The sequence below is a fragment of the Pyrobaculum ferrireducens genome (assembly GCF_000234805.1).
Taxonomy (GTDB): Archaea; Thermoproteota; Thermoprotei; order Thermoproteales; family Thermoproteaceae; genus Pyrobaculum; species Pyrobaculum ferrireducens.
Genome location: NC_016645.1, coordinates 483,773 through 503,470, shown reverse-complemented (window position 1 = coordinate 503,470; position 19,698 = coordinate 483,773). Strand labels below are relative to the sequence as shown.

General features: G+C 56.6%; 22 protein-coding genes. 6 read left to right on the top strand and 16 right to left on the bottom strand.

The features are described from left to right. The first annotated feature begins 37 nt into the window (after positions 1-37). On the top strand, positions 38-874 hold the full coding sequence (locus P186_RS02690; protein WP_014287857.1) for an HD domain-containing protein: 837 nt from the start codon (positions 38-40) through the stop codon (positions 872-874). A 53-nt stretch (positions 875-927) separates the two neighbouring features. Here the strand turns inward: P186_RS02690 and P186_RS02685 are convergent, their stop codons facing one another. From P186_RS02685 to P186_RS13745, 5 genes are all read right to left on the bottom strand, one after another. Continuing rightward, positions 928-1,134: a hypothetical protein gene (locus P186_RS02685; RefSeq protein WP_014287856.1), complete on the bottom strand. Its 207-nt coding sequence runs from the start codon at positions 1,132-1,134 to the stop codon at positions 928-930. A 91-nt stretch (positions 1,135-1,225) separates the two neighbouring features. After that, positions 1,226-2,197: a hypothetical protein gene (locus P186_RS02680; RefSeq protein WP_014287855.1), complete on the bottom strand. Its 972-nt coding sequence runs from the start codon at positions 2,195-2,197 to the stop codon at positions 1,226-1,228. 86 nt (positions 2,198-2,283) lie between these two features. After that, on the bottom strand, positions 2,284-2,784 hold the full coding sequence (locus P186_RS13755) for a zinc ribbon domain-containing protein (protein WP_014287854.1): 501 nt from the start codon (positions 2,782-2,784) through the stop codon (positions 2,284-2,286). Between the two features lie 199 nt (positions 2,785-2,983). After that, entirely contained in the window at positions 2,984-3,262 is a 279-nt protein-coding gene (locus P186_RS13750; RefSeq protein ID WP_014287853.1) for a hypothetical protein, read from the bottom strand. Continuing rightward, positions 3,235-3,645, bottom strand: coding sequence for a hypothetical protein (locus P186_RS13745; RefSeq protein ID WP_158307121.1), 411 nt, complete (start codon positions 3,643-3,645; stop codon positions 3,235-3,237). The genes P186_RS13750 and P186_RS13745 overlap by 28 nt, the downstream gene beginning before the upstream one ends. Before the next feature lie 99 nt (positions 3,646-3,744). Between P186_RS13745 and P186_RS02670 the strand changes: the two genes are divergently transcribed. After that, positions 3,745-4,092, top strand: a complete 348-nt coding sequence (locus P186_RS02670; RefSeq protein WP_148682652.1) for a hypothetical protein — start codon at positions 3,745-3,747, stop codon at positions 4,090-4,092. On the opposite strand, the gene P186_RS02665 is transcribed toward P186_RS02670, so the two are convergent. The 10 genes from P186_RS02665 to P186_RS02620 form a co-directional block, all read right to left on the bottom strand. Next, positions 4,032-5,564: a cation:proton antiporter gene (locus P186_RS02665; protein ID WP_014287851.1), complete on the bottom strand. Its 1,533-nt coding sequence runs from the start codon at positions 5,562-5,564 to the stop codon at positions 4,032-4,034. The genes P186_RS02670 and P186_RS02665 overlap by 61 nt on opposite strands. Further along, on the bottom strand, positions 5,564-6,280 hold the full coding sequence (gene alaXM / locus P186_RS02660; protein ID WP_014287850.1) for an alanyl-tRNA editing protein AlaXM: 717 nt from the start codon (positions 6,278-6,280) through the stop codon (positions 5,564-5,566). Before alaXM ends, P186_RS02665 begins: the two co-directional genes overlap by 1 nt. A 30-nt stretch (positions 6,281-6,310) precedes the next feature. Beyond that, a complete protein-coding gene (gene ilvA, locus P186_RS02655; RefSeq protein ID WP_014287849.1) occupies positions 6,311-7,522 on the bottom strand; it encodes a threonine ammonia-lyase in 1,212 nt (403 codons plus the stop codon). Beyond that, on the bottom strand, positions 7,519-8,718 hold the full coding sequence (locus P186_RS02650) for an aminotransferase-like domain-containing protein (protein ID WP_148682651.1): 1,200 nt from the start codon (positions 8,716-8,718) through the stop codon (positions 7,519-7,521). Before P186_RS02650 ends, ilvA begins: the two co-directional genes overlap by 4 nt. Positions 8,719-8,772: 54 nt before the next feature. Then, the gene (locus tag P186_RS02645) at positions 8,773-9,018 is read right to left on the bottom strand and encodes a hypothetical protein (RefSeq protein WP_148682650.1); all 246 of its coding nucleotides are present in this window, start codon (positions 9,016-9,018) and stop codon (positions 8,773-8,775) included. Further along, positions 9,018-9,899, bottom strand: a complete 882-nt coding sequence (gene sucD, locus P186_RS02640) for a succinate--CoA ligase subunit alpha (protein WP_014287847.1) — start codon at positions 9,897-9,899, stop codon at positions 9,018-9,020. The genes P186_RS02645 and sucD overlap by 1 nt, the downstream gene beginning before the upstream one ends. Further along, positions 9,896-11,044 carry an ADP-forming succinate--CoA ligase subunit beta gene (gene sucC, locus P186_RS02635; RefSeq protein ID WP_014287846.1) on the bottom strand — a complete coding sequence of 383 codons (1,149 nt, stop codon included), beginning with the start codon at positions 11,042-11,044 and terminating at the stop codon, positions 9,896-9,898. The genes sucD and sucC overlap by 4 nt, the downstream gene beginning before the upstream one ends. Positions 11,045-11,100: 56 nt before the next feature. Beyond that, a complete protein-coding gene (locus P186_RS02630; RefSeq protein ID WP_148682649.1) occupies positions 11,101-11,280 on the bottom strand; it encodes a hypothetical protein in 180 nt (59 codons plus the stop codon). A gap of 10 nt (positions 11,281-11,290) precedes the next feature. Continuing rightward, entirely contained in the window at positions 11,291-12,541 is a 1,251-nt protein-coding gene (locus P186_RS02625; RefSeq protein ID WP_148682648.1) for an NAD(P)/FAD-dependent oxidoreductase, read from the bottom strand. 115 nt (positions 12,542-12,656) lie between these two features. Further along, a complete protein-coding gene (locus P186_RS02620) occupies positions 12,657-13,052 on the bottom strand; it encodes a Fur family transcriptional regulator (protein ID WP_014287843.1) in 396 nt (131 codons plus the stop codon). Positions 13,053-13,120: 68 nt separating this feature from the next. Here P186_RS02620 and P186_RS14535 point away from each other — a divergent pair, with 68 nt between their 5' ends. The 4 genes from P186_RS14535 to P186_RS02605 are packed head-to-tail and all read left to right on the top strand — an operon-like array spanning position 13,121 to position 17,082. After that, entirely contained in the window at positions 13,121-13,246 is a 126-nt protein-coding gene (locus P186_RS14535) for a hypothetical protein (RefSeq protein ID WP_014287842.1), read from the top strand. 23 nt (positions 13,247-13,269) lie between these two features. After that, positions 13,270-13,764, top strand: coding sequence for an adenosine-specific kinase (locus tag P186_RS02615; RefSeq protein ID WP_014287841.1), 495 nt, complete (start codon positions 13,270-13,272; stop codon positions 13,762-13,764). Beyond that, positions 13,761-14,840, top strand: coding sequence for an MFS transporter (locus P186_RS02610; RefSeq protein WP_014287840.1), 1,080 nt, complete (start codon positions 13,761-13,763; stop codon positions 14,838-14,840). Before P186_RS02615 ends, P186_RS02610 begins: the two co-directional genes overlap by 4 nt. A gap of 4 nt (positions 14,841-14,844) precedes the next feature. Beyond that, on the top strand, positions 14,845-17,082 hold the full coding sequence (locus P186_RS02605; RefSeq protein ID WP_014287839.1) for a DEAD/DEAH box helicase: 2,238 nt from the start codon (positions 14,845-14,847) through the stop codon (positions 17,080-17,082). 142 nt (positions 17,083-17,224) lie between these two features. On the opposite strand, the gene P186_RS02600 is transcribed toward P186_RS02605, so the two are convergent. After that, positions 17,225-19,624 carry a valine--tRNA ligase gene (locus P186_RS02600; RefSeq protein ID WP_148682647.1) on the bottom strand — a complete coding sequence of 800 codons (2,400 nt, stop codon included), beginning with the start codon at positions 19,622-19,624 and terminating at the stop codon, positions 17,225-17,227. Positions 19,625-19,698: the final 74 nt, after the last annotated feature.

The following is a 19,698-nucleotide window of genomic DNA, read 5'->3' as shown; positions in this document are numbered from 1 at the left end:
ATTAAAAATTTAAAATTGGGTCAATCTCCCTATTAGAGTGGAGAAAGAGCTTGTATATGAAGTTGGCGTGAAGCTGATCGATAGAATTATCCCAGACAGCGATAGGGTTAGAAAGGTGTGGGAGCTCCTTACGTCTGATGTGGAGGTCCAGGCGTATCTAAAAATGGCCAACGTCTTCGCCGTACAGAGGCTACGGTACAACGACCATGGCCCAGTCCACTCGAGAATTGTGGCTGGCAGCGCCCTGGCTATATACAAAATTCTCGCCGACAAGGGGTTCAAGCCCAGCGTCGTCGCCGACGGCGTGGGCGACTGGGAGGACTCCATGGTGGTGACTCTGATGGGCGCCTATCTACACGACATTGGAAACTCGGTACACAGAACCCACCACCCCATTTACTCCGCCTTGCTGACAGACAGAATTGCCGAGAAGATTCTGTCGAAGGTGTACGGCAACACAGAGAAGATGTACATGCTCAAGCAAGAGGTGATGCACGCCGTGTTCTGCCACGACGAGGCGTACAACTGCCTCACGTTTGAGGCGGCCTGCGCCAAGATTGCAGACGGGACAGATATGAGTAGCGGCAGGGCTAGGTATCCCTACAGAGCTGGGAAAAACGACATACACGCGCTGAGCGCCCTGGCTATAGAACGGGTAGAACTCGTAGCAAACGAAACCAGGCCCCTAGCCATCAACGTACACATGACAAACGAGACTGGTATATTTCAGATAGACACCGTTCTGGGCCAGAAAATTGCCACCTCCGGCCTGGCGCCCTACGTAGAGGTGAGGGCCTTCACAAAAGGAAAGCTATTTGCAGTCAGGACGTTTGAAACCACGCACCGAATAGATAGTAGACCAACGGTAAAGTAGAATTCCTATAGAGGGGGTCTAGCTCAGCGATCGGCCCGCCGCGCAACGCCGTCCTACTCCTCTCCGTGTAGAGGCGGGGGCGGCCCGGGGCCTCCTTCTGTAGAAAGCAGGTTTGTATAGGGCGTATAGCCACTCCTGCCGCATCTCAGCTTCCCGCCACGGGAGTTGGCCGGAACAGCAAAGACGTCGGCGCTTGACTCCTCCTCGCCGCGGAGGAGTGGCCGCCCATGTGTATAAAGCGGTTGCGGCGGTAATTGCACTAGCTCGTCCCGACGTTAGACACCCGCCGTGGCGGGGTGGAGGTGGTAGGAGAGGCGTGCTAATTCAACTGAGGGTTGAGGACCCAGCTCCTCAGCTGGATGTCAGCTTGACGATTTTCGACGCCTTTTCTAAGTCGCCTCGTACTACTTCGAGCAGTAGCTTCATTGTTTTGCACTTGTCGTCTCCCTCGAGTATGGGGATGATCTTTACATAGACCTCATACACGCCCTCGACAATCTTCTCGTCGAGTTTGGCCAGGGAATTTTTCAACTGAGGGAGCTGGACGCTTTCAATAGGCTCCCCAATTATTATCTTGCCTATGTGCTTGTCGGTGCCCCTCACGCTAATTAGAAAGGTGGACGGATCGGCCCGGAGGTACTCTAAGTGCTCTGGCAGGAGTGATATGTCCAGCTTCTCAAAAAGCTCCCTCGTGTGGGGGGCAGCTAGCTGAATTATCCTCTCGACGCAGTTGGCGATTTTCCTAGGCGTCACGCATGACAGGTTGCAATCCTCGCAACGTGGGTGGGCAATTTTCAAGAGCTCCACGGTGTACTTAACTTCGTCGAATCTGAGGCTCTTTCCATACGCCGTCAGCACAGACACCACAGCTTTCTCTATCTCTGCGCAGTCGGTTGCCTTCTCCATAATCTCCTTTAGCACGCAGTTTTTTGCAAATATTGAACGCAACCTCTCCCTAGCCTCGTCAAGCCTACCCTCATGGAGCAGTTTGCCAACCTCCACGGCCGCCGCCGTGAATTTTCCAGAGGCTGTCAAGCCGAGGGAGCTGAGGGTAGGGGTTATCACCCTCGACAAGGTTTTAGAGAGTTTGAACTCATCTAGAAACTCGGATATGACGTCGCTGACGCCGAGCACCCCCTGTGCGTACTTTACGTATACCCTCTTCAGCAAGGCGAGGAGCCTGTCGGGGGGCACCCTGATGTACCAAGAGTTGTACTGACACTCGGGCCTCAGCAACTCCTCCCTAAGCCTCTTGCAAAGTCTCTCGAGGTCGTCGACAGTCGCGACAACCTCCTCGTGGCCGTCTACGCGGATCAAAACCACGTCTAGATCACAGTGCAGAATTAAAAATCAGTTTGGTACTATTCATCTGATCTCCTCCCCGCCCCTCGGTGTTCCCTTGGGGTGGCTCATCGGCACCCTCGTCCCCCGCCCTCGTGGACGGGGGTCATGGGGCTGGCCCGGGCCAGCACGGCGGGCCGTTTGGTTTGGGACACTCTTTCAGCCTCTAGCGCGGATCTGGACCACTCCCCCAGCGCCTTCACGTCTACTGCGGATAGGGCTCTCTTAACCGCCTCTGCGTATCTAGGCTCAAGCCTCTCCGCGGCTCTCCTCATGATGTTGAGGACGGCCGCGACGTCTCGGTGAACCCAGTGCCCCCTCGGGCAGAGGCCTGTCTTGGAGCCGAGGGGGAACGACATCTCCTCGCCGTGTACTGGGCATGTCTTGGAGTTCCTGTACGAAGAAACCAGCACTAGCCTCAGGCCGCGCTCCGCGGCCTTGTCGGCTGTCTTGTCGACTACTGCCTTCATAGGCGTCTGCTTTATGCGGTGTTTGAGTTGCGGACTCCTCTTGTCCTCTACCATCTCCTCCTGCGGCTTCTCGCCTAGATCCTCAGTGACGAAGATCACCGGCTCTCTCGTAAGCTCGTGAGCTATCTTGTTAACTCTATCCCGCTTCCTATCCCTCTCCCTAAGCCTCTTGACCCTCTTTCTGAACTCCCTAGTGTGGACGCCGGAGAGCCTCTTGCCATTTATCTCGACGGCGAGCTCCTCAGCCCACCTCCTTCTGACCGCGTCGTATCTTTTCGCCAGTCCGCCGAAGTCGGTTCTAAAGATGTAGATGGATATGGGGGGCTGGATCCATCCTCTTCCACCGAGCCACTCTGTCGACAGCGGCTATCAGATCCACCTTGGCCGCGACGACTGTGTTCTCATTCACGTCGAAGACGATTACTGCCTCTGGCTCCCTCGGCGGCTCTGGCTCCACCTCGTAAGTGAAGACGGCGTACACTTTGTTCTTCACCCGCCTCAGTCTAATCGTGGACGCCCTCTTGGCCCTCCCAGTCCTGACAAGCCACTCTAGAGCCAGAAGCGTTTGTGCGGCCACAGCTCCGCGATGTGCCTCCCGGACATGAGCCTTATAGATAAGGCAGTCGCCGAGTCGAGGCGCCAAGCCATCTCGTCTGTGTAAGGGGATACCTTTCTGATTTCTGGTGGCCTCTCTCCAGCCGTTGCCCAGGCGTTGTACGTCTCCACGGCGTCTTTCACCGCCTGTTGGGCGTATGCAGACGGCAGGCCGAGCCGCCTCACCGTCTCCTTAACCTCGTGCCACACGCGGAAGCAGCCAGCACTTCTACCATTGTAACTCTGGACTAGATACTCCACCACGACCTTCTTCGCCAGCCTATATATTCTCTCCAGCTTTAGGTAGTCCAGAAGCTGGCTTCCGTCCAGCAGAAGTGGCACCGCCACGGAGCGCCTAACCACCATATCTAAATAAACGCCGGCTAAAAACCTTACCCCGACCTGAAGGGTGGGGTTTGCCACCGCCATATCACAAAGTATTTAACACCGCCTGGAGTCTCCGACGTGGATGTCTTAGAGGTGCTGAGGAGGCGCGACCTGTCGCTGGCCCGGAGCGCGCTGGCCGAGGTGCATAAACAGAAAGCCTTCTCCCTAGCCGACGCTGAGTATTCAAAAGAAGAGCTTGAGAGAGCCGCCAGGCTACATGCACACCACATAGCGCTGATGTCTCTAATCCTCCCCGAGGTTGAGGTAGACCCGGAGAGCGTCACCGGGATAGACTACAGGCTGGCTAAGGCGTTCCGAGAGGCTTGGGAGAGGTGCGCCGATATTCCGCCCCCCGTAGATGAGTTCTACCGCGTAGTCGTCGAGGAGCTCAACCGCCTATCGCGCTCTCTCTGTAACTCCCGGTAGACTACGTAGAGGGTATAGGTGAGCACCGCGATTATCAGCCCAATGACGTAGACGTGTGCCTCCAGTGTCGGAGACAGTAGCGCAATTGTCACGTAGAGCGCCAGGGCTGACGTGGAGATCAACACAGCCGCGCTACCGTATCGCGCCCCCTCGTATTCCCTCAGTGCTATCAATAGATCGTTGTAAATCTCTCTAAAGTACTTTGAGAGGAAGTAGGATAAGGGTATCAAGACTATAAGAGACAGCACGCCCATGTAACTAAAGGCAAGCGCAACGACCACCATAAGAATCGCCAGCTTGGCCGCGGTTGTAAAGGCGCGGGTAATCACCTTGTAGAGTTTTTCATAAGCCACAGTGGATCTCAATTCTTTCATGCGGCTTCCCACGTATCTCTCAATGAGGTGGCGTTGCCGCCATACAAAGGGGGCTATAAATAGCGTAAATATCGGAGCGATGGAGAGGGCAAATACAAGCTCTGGGTCTTTCACAACGCCGAATTTATGAACAAGAACGGGGATCGTCAAGGAGAGTTCCGAGAGGTGGGCAGTTGAGATGGCGACGCTTGAGGAGAGCCTTGGGTTGCCTGTTATAAATAACGAGGCGAAGAAGACTGATACTGATCTGATAAACACGGCTAGCAACGCCACGGCTATGCTGAGGGCAAAAAACACCAAATTTAGCCCAGACGTCGGGAGGGAGGCGCCTACGGCTAGCATGTATGTGTAGATTATTAGGCTGGAGAGGGCTGCCGCCTCTTTTGTATGTACGCCGCGCGTATCCGTCCTGGAAAAAACGTAACCAGCTAGAAAGGCTCCGAGATAGGGAGAGGCTATGCGGAAGTACTGCACCACGTAGACAAAACCAAATGCCGTAGCTAAGGCAAAAGGCAGGGCGTAGTCACGTCCAATTATAAACCTATCTATATAGGAGAACAACGCGAGGGATACGCCACCGAGGATAGTTATTACTACGAGATTGACGGGGAGGCTCTCCACGGTCGTCCCGCCGATGAGGAGGCTCAGCGCAAAAAAGAGCACTGTGTCCTCCAGCGTTGTGAGAGATATGGCGATGTTCCTAGCCTCTGTGGGGAGGCCTTGGGTAAGTTTCAGCACGAGCAGGCTAGACGAGCTCAGCAACATTAAAGCCACAGCCAGGGCCTCTATAGTCTTAAACCCGGCGAGTCTAAATATTAAAACTGAGATGCCGACGATAAACGCAGTTTCTAGAATGACCGCGAAGAAAGCCGCCGGCGACATGCCGCTCGCCCCCAGCTGGCGCCCTACCTCAAACGCAACCAGCGATATGAGGACTTGGAGATATATCTCGGGCAAGTCGACGCCTAGGAAATACTTAGTCAAGACGCCGGCTATGAAAAAACCCAGAAACGGCGGGAACTCTAATCTGTCGAGGAGATAGGCGAATAAAACTCCGAGGAGTATCGAAACCGAGGCGGCGCCCAGCGGAGACTCCACTACTCCACAGTGTAGTAAAGCCTCTTCTTCCCCCTCCCCCTGTTCTCAACCTTGATAATCTTAACAGTGCCTATCTCCTTCGTGTTCTTAACGTGGGGCCCCCCATCCGCTTGTATATCCACGCCGGGGATCTCCACAATTCTGAGGGTGGGGAGGTCGGGCGGCATCTTCTCCGCCAGCTTCACCACCCCCGGGATCTTCAACGCCTCCTCCCGCGGCAACCAGTACACCCTAACCTCGATACCCCGTTGCGCTATCTGGTTCACCTCCGCAACCGCCTCCTCGAATATCTTCCTCACAGCGGCCATGTCCCCCTCCACGTTGAAGTCGTCGCGGGCGTATTCATGCGTAATTTCGCCGCCTGTAATCAAGGCGTTGTACCTGTTGTAGAGAACGGCAGATAGTATATGCGCCGCCGTGTGGAGCCTCATTTTCCTATACCGCTTCTCCCAGTCCACCACGCCCCTCACCACGTCGCCCGGCTTAAAAACAGGCGGCCTATCCAAGACGTGCACCACCTCCCCACCCTTGTGAGCCGCCTTGGCGCTGTACCTCTCCCCTCCAAACACAAAAAAGCCGCTGTCGGCCTCGACGCCTCCAGTCCCGTCGTGAAACGCGGTTTTGTCCAGCACCACCTCGTTCCCAGACACGTCGAGCACAGTTGCGTCGAACTCCCTGACGTAAGAGTCCTCTTGGTACAGCAACTTGGTCTTCATAGATTAGGCGAAAAACCCTACTTTTAATCTTTAGTGAGGAGCCAGCTTGAAGTAGAAGCCGCTCCTCTCCAGTTCATCCAGCAGTTTCGACATGTCGAGAGTGCCTGGTATCTCCACGACGAATATAAGCCTCACGTAGTTCGGCCTCTGCTCAGGATCGTAACGCTCGTGGTACACCTCCAAGATGTTGACGTTGTGAGAAGCCAGTAGCGACGACGCCTTGGCCAGCGTGCCAGGTCTGTCGGGCACCTCCCCAACGAGCCTAACAACACGCCTCTGCCTCGCCAAGGCCTTCATCAACACCCGCATGAGAATCGGCGCGTCTATGTTGCCGCCGGACACCACCGCCGCAGCCCTCTTCCCACGCACATCGACCTTCCCCGACATCAAGGCGGCCACAGCTGCCGCCCCCGCGCCCTCGGCCACCACTCTCGTCCTCTCCAGCAGTAGGTAGATGGCGTCGACAATCTCGTTGTCATCAACCAAGACAATGTCGTCTACATACTCCTGGATAAGCTTCAGCGTAATGTCCCCCGGCCTTTTCACCGCGATGCCGTCGGCGATTGTGTCCACCCTGTCAATGGTAACCAGCCCGCCCTCCTTCAGCGAGAGATAAACCGCAGGCGCCCCGCTGGCCTGCACCCCCACCACCCTCACGCCAGGTCTCCTCTTCTTTACAGCGTACGCGACGCCGGATATAAGCCCACCCCCACCCACCGGCACAACCACAACATCCACACTCTCCAAATCCTCAAGAATCTCGACGCCAAGTGTGGACTGGCCCGAGATTACGTACCAGTCGTTGTAGGCATGTAGAAACTTGGCGCCGCCGCCCACGAGCTCTATCGCCTTCATCTCAGCCTCGTAGTAGCTCTCCCCATGCAGAATCACAGTGGCACCATAATCTTGCGTCTTCTTTACTTTCAACCACGGCGTAGTCTCAGGCATAACCACAGTGGCCCTAACGCCGTGTAGCTGAGCGGCGTACGCCACTCCCTGCGCGTGGTTGCCCGACGAAGCCGTTATAAACTCGCGGTACCCCTCCCTTATGTATTTATGCATGGCGAAGTAGGCCCCCCTTATCTTGAATGAGCCGGTCTTCTGCAGAGCCTCCAGCTTTAGGAAAACCTCGCCACCCGTGACTCTAGACAGAGACTCAGATCTCAAAGTCGGCGTCCTGTGTATCTTACCCTCCCTCTGCTTCTCTTTTATGACCGTGGTGGCCTCTTCAAGCAGAATCATGCGCCTTTGATAGCCATGGCGAGGCGCCGGATCCCCTCGTTTATCTGTTCAAACGATGGGTAGGTGAAGTTTAGCCTCATCGCATTCCTCACGGACTGGTCTACAAAGAAGCCGTGGCCGGGCACGAAGGCCACCTTGTACTGCGTCACGGCGGTTTTCAAAAGCTCCTTTGTGTCGATATGCGGCGGGGCGGTGACCCAGATAAACATGCCGCCGCTGGGCCTAGTCCAGCTTACCCCCGGAGGCATATAGGTCTCCAGGGCCGCTAGCATAGCGTCTCTCTTCCTTTTGTACAGGTCCCTCACGTGGGGTAGGTTTTTGAGCACGACGTTGCGCCGCAGGCCCTCGGCGAAGATGTACTGCACAAAGTTGGAAGTGTTGAGATTTAGGGACTGCTTGGCGAGGTTGAACCACTTGACTACATCCTCCTTGGCGATGACCCAGCCTAGGCGGAAGCCGGGTGCGAAGATCTTAGAGGCGGTGGATAGGTAGATGACTCTGTCGTTCTTGTCCAGCGCCTTTATTGGCGAGACCTCGATGGGCTCGAAGAGGAAGTATGAGTATGGGTCGTCCTCTACGATCATTAGGTCGAACCTTTCTGCGACCTCCAGCAGGTATTTTCTCCGGTCTTGGGACATGGTGAGCCCGGAGGGGTTCTGCGCCGTGGGTATGGTGTAGATGAATTTTATGCGGGCTCCCTCTGCCTTGAGTTGTTTTACTCTCTCCTCGAGTATCTCCACCACCATGCCGTGCTCGTCCATTGGCACTCCCACTAACCTCGGCTGGTAGACCCTCCACGCCTGGAGCGCCGCGAGGTAGGTGGGGTTCTCTGTTATAACGACATCGCCTGGGTCTATGAAGACGCGGCCGAGGAGCTCCAGCGCTTCCTGGCTACCGACTGTGACAATTATGTTCTCGGGTCTGGCTCTGATCCCTCTAAAAGATTCGCTGAATTTGGCAATCTCCTGGCGTAGCTCAAGGACGCCCTCGGTGGAGCCATACTGCAACGCTTTGTGCGGATACGCCTCCAGAACGTAGGCGACGATTTTGGCAATATCCTCAATGGGGAACGTGGAGGGGTCCGGCATCCCGCCTCCAAAAGATATGACGTCTGCCGTGGCCCACCTCAAGAGCTCCCTAATCTCGCTCGCTGTCATAAACTGTGTGCGGGAGGAGACGAGCTGTTCGATATTCATACCGCCATATTCATTAAAGTCCCTATATAAACTTAATTTATATATATAGCGCCGCTAGTTAGATGCTCCTAGGCAGTTAATACATATCCTGCCAAGCCCCCTGCGGACGCTACACTTCTCGCAAACCGGCCTGCCGCAGACTATGCATGTAGATATTGAAAAGTTTTGGCGGCAGATTCTGCAGAGCGTCGCCTCACACGCGGCGCAGTGCTCGCCGGCCCAGTCGTGGCGGCACGCCCAGCGGCCGCATCTCGGACATCTGCGCTCAGCTTCTTCGTATCCGCAGATTTGGCACCGCACTACTTCTTTAGTAGCTTTGCCAGCAACTGGGGCACCTCAAACGGCGTCTCGGCGACCGGCACGCCGGCTGATCTAAACGCCTCGATTTTACTCTTGGCGTCTCCGGAGCCCAACATGACGATGGCCCCTGCATGTCCCATGCGCTTGCCCGGCGGGGCGGTGCGGCCGGCTACGTACGCCACCATGGGCTTGTTTATCGCGCCTTCTGCGTACAGCTTCGCCAGCCTCTCTTCCGCGTCGCCGCCTACTTCGCCGATGACCACAATCCCCTCCACCTCTGGGTCTGCCGCCACCTTGAGAGTGGCCTCCATCAAGTCGAGCCCTACTATTGGATCGCCGCCGACGCCTATCGCTACGTTGATGCCAAAACCTGCCCTTACCAGCTGGTACGATATCTCATAGGTCAACGTGCCCGACCTGCTCACCACGGCGATTTTGCCGGGGGTTTGGTATATGCTGTTGGGCATTATGCCTATCTTTGTCCGCACGGGGGGCGCCACTATCCCGGGACAGTTGGGCCCAATTACGGTCACCCCCCTCGCCCTGGCGTAATTCACAGCACGCAACGTGTCGTGCACAGGTATGTGCTCTGTTATCACCACCGCGAGCTCGACACCAGCATCGACAGCCTCCATCAAGGCGTCGGCTGCGAATTTTGCAGGTACGAAGATGGCTGAGGCGTTTGCTCCGTGTTTACGCACAGCCTCCTCCACAGTGTCGTAGACCGGCACGCCGTGGACGGTGGAGCCTCCCTTACCCGGCGTGACGCCGGCCACCACCTTAGTGCCGTATTCTAGCATCCGCTGGAGGTGGAAAGAGCCCTCGCGCCCGGTGGCGCCCTGGACAACTACTCTAGTGTTGGGACCCACAAGCACCGTCATGCCCCCGCCAGCTCGACAGCTTTCTTAGCCGCCTCCTCTGCACTTTCAAAAAGCGGAATCCCGACCTCGGCAAGTATGGCCTTGCCCAGCTCCTCGTTGGTGCCCTTCATCCTTACCACAATATTCTTGCCAGCCCCGCCGGTCTGAGCAAGGGCGTCCCTCACCCCCCAGGCCACCTCATCCGCCCTAGTTATGCCGCCGAAGATATTTATAAAAATCACCTTGACTCTGGGGTGGTTGAGGAGCACCTTGACCGCCTCCCTCACCACCTCTCTGCTAGCCCCGCCGCCGATATCTAGGAAGTTCGCCGGCCTCCCGCCGAAGTGGTACACAAGGTCCATGGTGGACATCGTGAGCCCGGCCCCGTTCCCAATTATACCGATGTCCCCGTCGAGCTCGACGTAGTGGAAGCCGATTTTCTTCGCATACGCCTCGAACTCCGTCACGTCTCGGGGATCCTCCTCCAGGGCTTTTTCTAAATCTGGGTGTCTATACAGCGAGTTGTCGTCGACTATCACCCTGGCGTCGAGGGGTATGACGTCCCCGTCTTTTGTAAGCGCCAGCGGGTTGCTCTCTACCAACTCGGCGTCGTAGTCCACCATTATTCTATACATAGCATTTACAATAGACGCCGCTTGTTGCCACTGGGGGGTGCCCTGCTGGAAGCCGAGCCAAGACACTATAGCTCTTACATGGTAATCCCTCAGCCCCACAAAGGGATCCACGTAGACTCGCTTAATCTTTTCAGGGGCGGTCTTGGCAATCTCTTCGATATCCACGCCGCCTATTGGCGACACGAGAAACAGATATCTACGCGTTGCCCTGTCAATGATCAGCGATAGATACATCTCCCTACTCACCTCGACGTATTTCGTGACGTAGATCTTCTTCACAGCAAGCCCCTTGATATTCATACCAAACATCTTCTGTGAAAACTCGTACGCCTCCTCCGGCGTATTCGCCGTCTTTATACCGCCGGCTTTGCCCCTCCCCGCCACCACGACCTGCGCCTTGAGAACAACAGGCGGCCCCAGCTCGCTGGCAATTCTGCGGACTTCCTCAGGCGTTGTCGCAACTCTGCCCGGCGGGATTCTAACCCCGTATTTTGAAAACGATTCCTTAGCTTCATACTCATGTAGCTTCATACCACATACAAGTTTAGTCGATCTAAAATGTTGAGTATTAGCCTAACGCGATAAATCTAATCAACAAATGCCAAAAGATATATGCCCGGCTCCTTTGCGGCTACTACCGCGTCTTTACGATCTTTAAACACGCCTATAATCTCCCCGTCTCTAACAAGAACCCAGCCCCTCTTCCCACTCCTACGCGCCAGTTCAACCCACTTCAAGAGCTCCTTTTCTATCCCACCACCCGACATCTCCAATGCTCTATATCACCAAGCGCTCTTCCTCGAAACACCTATTGTGTCTCAGAATGTTGCTATCCACCACCGTGCCGCCGTAGAGCTCAGCCCGCTCATGTCCAAGCGCCAGGTGCGCCGCAATCCTGCCTATGGCGTCTGCCTTCATTATCCCCGAGCCGCTTGTCCCGGCGGCTACGTATAGCCCCTCGGCGAGTCTATCCACCACCGGCTGATAGTCGACGACGTTCTCGTCGTAGTGGCCAGCCCACGCGTTTTGAGGCGATTTCCCCTCCGCCGCGGGGATGTACTTCGTCAACACTGGGTATATGCCGAAGCGCCACAGAGGCTCCTCGGCCTCAGGCACCTCCTCAAACCGGAAGGGCCTTCTGTCAGCCACGCCGATCCAGAAGGTACCCTCGCTAGGCTCCGGCCTGAGGTAGACGCCTTTTGGTAGGATGATCATGGGGCCGTAGTCCCTATCCGCCAGCCCCATGTGGAGCAATCTACTCATCTCGCCGTCTGCCTTAACTACGAAGACTTGTCTTTTCCTCGGCTTCAGAGGGAGGCCGAACCCCATGGCGTCCATCAACCTCTCGCTCCACGCCCCGGTAGCTATAATCACGTTCCTCGCCTCAATCACCCCCGCCGACGTCTCGACGCCGGAGGCCCTCACCGCCTGCCACGTGAAGGGCTCCCCGGGTATGCCGAGGGGCCTCCTAGGCGAGAAGAGCACAGTCTCCACCTTCGTGTTGAACATAACCTCGCCTCCGCCTTTCACGTACTCCTCGTAGTAGAACCTCACCAACTTCTCTGGATCCATAATCCCCGCCTCCTTTACCAACAGCCCAAAGGCGATGTCTGGCAACTCCATTTCCCTCGCCTCCTCGTCGCCCGACACCCTAAACCTCACCGGCACGCTGAGCTCCTTGTATATCTCCACAGCTACGCCCATCTCTCTCAACTCGCCGGCAACTCTCTGCATCAACCCTACGCTGTCCTCGGGGACCATGAATAAATAACCCACAAACCTCATGCCTAGATCCACGCCGCCGTCTTGAACCTTTCGGTAGAAGTCTACGCTGGTTTTCGCAAGCACGCGGTTGATCCATGACGTAAAGGCTGTTCTAAAGGCCGCGGCGGACTTCGCCGTGTCGCCCATGCCCACCCCGGCGTATTGATCCACTACGAGGATTTTGGAGCTGGGGGAGAGGCGCTGTAGGTGGTAGGCCGTGGCCATGCCGACTATCCCCGCCCCTACCACGAGAAAATCGTACATCGGGGCCATGTAAGTAGATCTATATATCAATTGATTTAAAGCGTGTGGCGAAGGTCAGAGGCGGTGATGAGGTAAACCGCGCCGATGAGCCGTGATAGTTGAATCCACAGCTGATTTACTGCCCGGCGCAGAGGGCCTTGACTGTAATCGCCAAGGGCTGGACCCCCCTCTCCCTCAGTAGATTCACAACGTTCTCGTCTACTATGTCAATAACCTTGTCTGAATTTACGCATACCACGTTTATATGTGGCGACACGCTGTCGTAGTAGGTCCTGCCATTGTGTTCAAAAGACGTCACGAGTCCCGAGTCTTCGAGGAGCCTAAGTATGGAGTACACGGTGCTCGCACTTATAGAGGGCATCTTCTGCTTAACCTCATTCAGGATGTCGTTGAACGTGGGGTGTTCTCTCTTCGCCAGCTTTTCAAGTACAATATTTATAACTTCAACTCTCTGAGGAGTCACCCTGTACCCCCTGTCCCTCAAGACCTGCACCACCTGTGTTGACTCCATCAGCTACATCCTTCGTTTTGGTATAAAAATCTAATTCCCTATTTAAATAGACTACATAGCTATACTTAGTGAGGCAGAGGAGCCGCGGTAGTGGCGAGGTGGTTTATCTAGGTGTGTTGTGCCTACCTGGCTCTCTTTCTTGCAACAGCGCAGTGGGGCTGGCGTCGGCGTGGCGCTACGGGGTTTATAGATAAAAACGCGTGGTTTAGGTAGAGGTATGTCGATTAGGTTTGAGGTAGTTGAAGTCCCCATACCCCAGGGCACCAACGTGATTGTGGGGCATGCGCACTTCATTAAGACCGTCGAGGATCTATATGAGGCTCTCGTCACATCTGTCCCCGGGGTTAAGTTCGGCATTGCGTTTTGCGAGGCGTCTGGGAAGCGGCTGATTAGACACGAGGGCAACGACGAGGAGTTGAGAAAACTTGCTATTGATGTATGTAGGAGAATAGCGGCTGGACATGTATTTGTTATATACATACGAAACGCCTGGCCGATTAACGTTCTGAACGCCGTTAAAAACGTGCAGGAGGTTGTCAGGCTTTACGCGGCCACGGCGAACCCCCTAAAGATTATTGTCGCCGAGGTGGAGCCCGAGAGGAGGGGAGTTGTAGGCGTCGTGGACGGCCACTCGCCGCTCGGCGTAGAGGCCGAGGACGACAGGGAGGAGAGGAAGAAATTCCTTAGAGAGGTTACGAAGTACAAGCTTTGAGATCTATAAACCTCGCTACGCTTCTCTTTTTTACCGCTAATGGAGTGGCTATTGTAGCAATCCCGCCGTATCTCCGCGACCTAGGGGTGAGGAGCGAGTCGGTAATAGGCGCAGTTGTGTCGACGGCGTTCTTCGTGTCGATAGTAGCCCGCCCCCTCAGCGGGTTTCTAGGCGAGAGGGTAGGCTACACAAGGCTCATGAGCATCGGAGTCAACCTGGCGATCGCGGCGCAGCTCATGTACCTATTGGGAAGCCCGGGGTGGGTGCAGGTGGGGAGGGTGTTCCACGGACTGTCCATCGCCACATTCCTCCCCATGTCTATAGCGCTGTCGGTGGTGGAGGGGGCGAGGGCCATCGCGACCCGTTCGCTGGCTGTAGGCGTCGGCAACGTTCTAGGTCCCTTGGCGGGCTCCGTAATATACGACGTTGGGGGCGCCAAGCTGTCTTTCACAACCGCCTTGGCGATACACGCAGCTAACTGGATCTTGATCCGGGGGGCGAGCGGCGGAGCCGCGGGCGGCGGCTCCCGGGAGCCGGGCCTCGGAGTGGAGGGTCGTGTATTTCTCTTCATGGCTCTCCTTACTCTCTACGCGGCGACTTATATGAGCATCTCCACCTTCATTCCGGTTAAGCTTAGAGACCACGGCATGCCTCTCACCTACTGGGGGCTCTTCACCTCTGTTGCGGCGCTCCTGAGTCTTCTCCCCCGGGCTTTCTTAATGAAGGCGGGGCTTGTGAATCCAGTGACCGCGGCTGTGGCCACGGCGGTGACCCTGATGGGGATGTTGCTGGCCACCTACGCGGAGGACCCCGTGGCTTTTGCGATCTCTGGGGCCGTATACGGCCTTGGGCAAGGCGCGGTGGTGGTGACGTACCAGATACTCGCCCTCTCCGGTAGCAAAAGGGCGGGGCTGTCTAGTTCGATATACACCATGGGCTGGGACCTGGGGTCGATAATAGGCCCCATCGCCGGCGGCGCTCTGGTGGAGTCCCTGGGCTACTCGGCACTGCACGTAATCCCCCTGGTCATGGCGCTGGACATCGCCGTCCTGTTTTTATACGCCATCCGCAGGTAGAGGCGTGGGTTTTCTAGAGGCGTTGCTCGGGGATCCCGGCAGGGAGGTGGTGTATATAAAAACAGACGACGCGGAGACCCCCGAGGTGTGTTGCCGCGTCGGGGACGTGGCGAGGAGGGAGGTGGCAGACGTGTTTACATCTCTCGGCATTTCCAGCCTATACAGGTATCAATACGACGCGGTGCAGAGCATTAGGTCGGGGAGGGACACAGTCGTGGTTGCCGGCACGGGCATGGGGAAGACAGAGGCCTTCCTAATCCCAATTCTCGAAGCCTCCATGGAGGCGTTGGGCGGACCCGTCGCCCTTGTGCTTTACCCCACCAAAGCCCTGGCCAGGGATCAGCTGGCGAGGCTGAGGAGGTACGGAGATAGGCTGGGGGTGAGGGTTATGGTGTACGACGGAGACACGCCCCCGAGGGAGAGGCGCCTTCTCTACGAGATGCCTCCCCACGTCGTCATAAGCAACCCCGACATGGTGAGCCAGGCCTTGATGCATGTGGCGAAGTTTAGAGAGATGCTGAGGAGAGTCCGCTACGTCGTGCTAGACGACTTCCACGTATACACAGGGGTTTTCGGCTCACACATGTACTACCTCCTCCGTAGGGTGAGGAGGTTCGTGAGGCCGGTGTTTATAGCGACAAGCGCCACTGTGGGGAACCCCGCCGAGTTCGCCCAGGCCCTTTTCGACAGCGACAGGGTGAACGTGGTGTGGGGACCTTTGGGGAGGCGCGGGAGGCTTGTGCAGGTGCTGGCGAGGCCCCGTTTTAGATCTAAGTGGGCGGAGGCGGCGCGGCTGGCGGCGTTGTGTATAGAGCAGGGCATGAAGTGTCTGGTGTTCACCGACAGCCACCGCTACAGCGAGATTATATACCGCGCGCTGAAAATAAGCGGCTGGGGAGATAGAGTAGCTGTACACCGCGCTGGCCTAGACCCCGAGGAGCGTAAGGCGGTGGAAGAGGCCTTTAAAAGAGGCGAGGTAGACGTCGTCATATCCACCCCCACCTTGGAGCTCGGGATAGATATAGGCGATGTCGACGCCGCCGTGCTAGCCTCAATCCCGCCCTCGTACAGCAGGTACCTACAGCGCATAGGCAGAGTCGGCCGACGCGGCCAGACAGGCTACGTTGTGCAGATTCTGGGAAACGACCCCATCTCCCAGTACTACCGGAACTACCCCCACGAATTCTTCTCCAGATTCCCAGAGCCTCTGGGCTTCGAGAAGGAGAATGAGGACGTAGCCACTCTACACGTGCTAGCAGCCGCGGCTGATGCCCCCCTGAGGGAGAGAGACCTCACCTCCTTCGAGCGCCGCCTGGCGGAGAGGCTGGAGGCGGAGGGCGCTCTGACGCGGGTAGGCCGCTTCTACAGAATTACACCCCGCGGCAGAGAGCGCCTCTCCATGCTCAGCCTCAGGGGATCCCCCCACGTGGTCAAGATTAAGACGGGGGACGGGAGGGTGCTGGGGGAGAGGGAGCTACCCTTGGCGCTGTACGAGCTACACCCAGAGGCTATCTACATGCACGGCGGGAGGACGTACGTATCGAGGTCGCTTGATTTGGAGAGACGCGTAGCCGTCGTCGAGCCGGCAGACGCCGAAGACTTAATGACCCAGGCGCTGGAGGACATGGAGCCCGAGATAGTGGAGGTCTTACGCGAAGGCGTTGTGGAAGGGGTTCCGTACCAGTACGGGCGGCTTAGGATAAAGATGACGGTCTACGGCTACGCCCTCAAGCGCTTCACCACAGAGGAGACCCTGGGCGAATACAGCATCGACCCCCTCACCTATGAGTTCGAGACTAGAGGCGCCGTGTTCTACATGCCGCACGTCCGCTTCAGCGCTAACGATGCCCTAGACTGGGAAGCCCGGGCTAAGGGCTACCACGCCGCCGAGCACGTCTTGATATCTGCAACAGAGATAGCGCTTGGAGCCGCCAAGACGGACCTGGGCGGCATCAGCTATCCAGACGGAGTCGTGGTGATTTACGACTCCCACGTAGGCGGCAACGGCACCACCAAACTCCTCATAGAAAACTTCAGGAGGGTCGCCGAGGTGGCGTATAAAATAGTTAAGGGATGTGACTGCGTAGACGGATGCCCCAAATGTGTCTACAGCCCGTACTGCGGCAACAACAACAAAATGTTGTCAAGGAAAAACGCCATGAGGATACTTGAAATAGTGCTCGGGGGAGGGGGCGCCCCCTCTGTCAGAGAGGTACCAAAGGGCGTGAGGGGGCTCGTCTAGTTACATAGATCTGTTACATAGCCCCACTGCCCTAAAGATCGGCTTGGGGCACATCAGCGCGTCGAGGGCGCCTCTTGTTAGTATTCTGTCAATATGCCGAATTTCTAGTTGTACTCACGCAGGAAGTTAGACTACGGATTAGCTAGCCTAGCCACACTATTCCCTCTTCGTCTATCTGCTGGGTGCCGCGGCCCGGCCTCACGTCTGTGGCTTTGTGCATGTATTTGAGATCTTTGGCCGCCGCCATGGCCGCCTCGGGTACGTACAGCACGGCGTTTAGTGGATCGGCAAGGCTCATACCGTTTCTATTCTTGTAGCGCCACACGGCGCTGTTTATTTTCTTGACGAGGTCGAATAGAGCGGCGTCGCCTCCTCTCCACTCCTCTGGGGGGTCTTCTATCGTCTCGTCGTGTATTGACTTGCCGTAGACCTCGCGCCAGATTTTGTCCGTCACGAAGGGCATGATTGGCGCAAGCAACTTGAGGCTGTATCTCCACACCGTGTAGAGGGTCCAGATGGCGGCTTTCTGCTCCTCATCTGTGTACACTCCCTCTCTGTTGTAGGCCCTGGATTTAACTAGCTCGATGTAGTGATCCGCGAAGTCGTGCCATATGAAGTTGTAAAGGGCGTGCGCTGGCTCATATACGTCGAAGTCGCTGTAAGCCGATATGACTCTCTTAGCCACCTCGTACAGCCTAGCCAGTATGGCCGTGTCCACTGGCATTAGCTGAGGCTTGTGCTGGGGTTCTGGGAATGAGAGGACGAAGCGGGAGATATTCCAGACCTTTGTCTGGAACTCCTTGCCCTCTCTTATTATGTTTTCGTTGTATCTGTAGTCTGAGCCGAGCCTCCCGGCGGCGGCGGCCCAGAAGCGCACGGGATCTGCACCGTACTTCTCCACGGGGGCCAGCAAGTCGATAACGTTGCCTTTTGACTTATGCATCGCCTCCCCCTTCTCGTCGAGGCCCATGCCGTTTATCCTAACGTAGCGGAAGGGCACGTCGCCGTACAAGAGGTAGGCTCTTAGGAGTGAGTAGTAGAGCCACGTCCTTATGATGTCGTATCCCTGGGGCCTCATAATAGAGTGGGGGTAGACCTTTGGGAATACGTTGTGCTCCTTGGTGACGCCGGAGGCGTACATCCAAGAAATCGACGAGTCGAACCAGGTGTCGAACACTCTTGTGTCACCTTCCAGCTTCCCGTCTTTACACGCCTCCTTTACCTCGGGGGGCGGCTCGTCTCTCCAAGGCACGTAGTAGCGGTCTCCCTTCGGCAGGACCGGCGTCCTCTCGCCGCTGGGCTTTACGCACCACCACAGCGGGATCTCCGTGGCGTAGTAGCGCCTTCTCGACACCGGCCAGTCCAGCTCCAGCGACTTTATCCAGTCTATGAGGACTTGGCGGTACTCCGGCGGCTTGAACTCCATCTTATTGGCGAGTTCGATTAGCTTCTCCTTGAACTCTATCTGTTTTATGAAGAGCTCCCTGGTGACGATTATCTCCAGGGGGGTTTTACACCTCCAGCACACGGGCACGTTGTGCACCAGCTTCTCCTGCTTCACTAGGAGGCCCTCCCTCTTCAAATCTTCGATTATCTTGGCGCGGGCCTCTCTTATAGAAAGCCCGGCGTATCTCCCAGCGCTGATCCGCCCGCCTTCGTCCACGACTATCTTAATGGGGAGCTTGAGCTCGTTGACAATCATCAAGTCCCTCGTGTCGCCGAATGTGGAGATCATCACCAGCCCAGTGCCAAAGTTTGGATTGGCGGCTCTGTGGGGGAGGATGGGCACCACCTGCCCCTCGGGCGGCACCACGGCGTGCATCCCCTCAAGCCTTTTGTACCTGTCGTCGCCTGGGTGGAAAATGACGGCCACAGTGGCGGGCAACAGCTCGGGCCTCGTGGTGGCTATGATAATGTCCTCGCCGGTTTCCCGCACCCTGAATTTAATATAGTTGAGGTAGGTCTCCTCCTCCCTGTACTCTATCTCCGGCTCCGCCAGGGCCGTGCGGCAACGGGGACACCACGGCGTAGGCCGCTCAGCTTCGTATACAAGCCCCCTCCTCCAGATCTCTATAAAGGTGTTCTGCGTCATCTGTCTGTACTCGGGGCTGTCCGTGCCTTGGGGCCAGTAGTCGAAGGATATGCCCCAGCGCCTGAGGGAGGAGACGAACTCCCCCTCGTAGCTGTCCAACTCCTCTTTACACATCTTGACAAACTTCTCCCTGGGCACCTCGTGGGCCACTATGCCGTACTTCTTCTCCACCTGTACCTCTATTGGGAGGCCGTTTCTGTCAAGGTAGAAGGGAAAGACCACGTCGATCCCCCGCATTTTCAAAAACCTCGCAATCATGTCGAAGTGGGCGTACGACGCCGTCTGGCCTATGTGTGGCCTGTTGCTAGACAGATACGGCGGCGGGGTGTCTATTACGAATACCGGGCGCGTCCCGCTGATCCTCGTCCTGAACCTCCCCTCAGCCTCCCACGTCTTTAGGAGCTCAGTCTCCCACTTCAAGTCCCAGCGAGGCGGAAGTCTATGCGCCACGGAGGGTGACATGACGAGGTTTTTATGTATTTGAGACATGTACGGCCGCCCGGGTTGTGATTCTTTGGATTTTT

Bases quoted from the DNA above. Each gene is read 5' to 3' on its own strand.
- sucC (WP_014287846.1), bottom strand. From the start codon at position 11,044: ATGAAGCTACATGAGTATGAAGCTAAGGAATCGTTTTCAAAATACGGG.
- P186_RS02615 (WP_014287841.1), top strand. From the start codon at position 13,270: ATGTCGATTAGGTTTGAGGTAGTTGAAGTCCCCATACCCCAGGGCACC.
- ilvA (WP_014287849.1), bottom strand. From the start codon at position 7,522: ATGATTCTGCTTGAAGAGGCCACCACGGTCATAAAAGAGAAGCAGAGG.
- P186_RS02625 (WP_148682648.1), bottom strand. From the start codon at position 12,541: ATGTACGATTTTCTCGTGGTAGGGGCGGGGATAGTCGGCATGGCCACG.
- P186_RS13745 (WP_158307121.1), bottom strand. From the start codon at position 3,645: ATGGTGGTTAGGCGCTCCGTGGCGGTGCCACTTCTGCTGGACGGAAGC.
- P186_RS02620 (WP_014287843.1), bottom strand. From the start codon at position 13,052: ATGGAGTCAACACAGGTGGTGCAGGTCTTGAGGGACAGGGGGTACAGG.
- P186_RS02630 (WP_148682649.1), bottom strand. From the start codon at position 11,280: ATGTCGGGTGGTGGGATAGAAAAGGAGCTCTTGAAGTGGGTTGAACTG.
- sucD (WP_014287847.1), bottom strand. From the start codon at position 9,899: ATGACGGTGCTTGTGGGTCCCAACACTAGAGTAGTTGTCCAGGGCGCC.
- alaXM (WP_014287850.1), bottom strand. From the start codon at position 6,280: ATGAAGACCAAGTTGCTGTACCAAGAGGACTCTTACGTCAGGGAGTTC.
- P186_RS02650 (WP_148682651.1), bottom strand. From the start codon at position 8,718: ATGAATATCGAACAGCTCGTCTCCTCCCGCACACAGTTTATGACAGCG.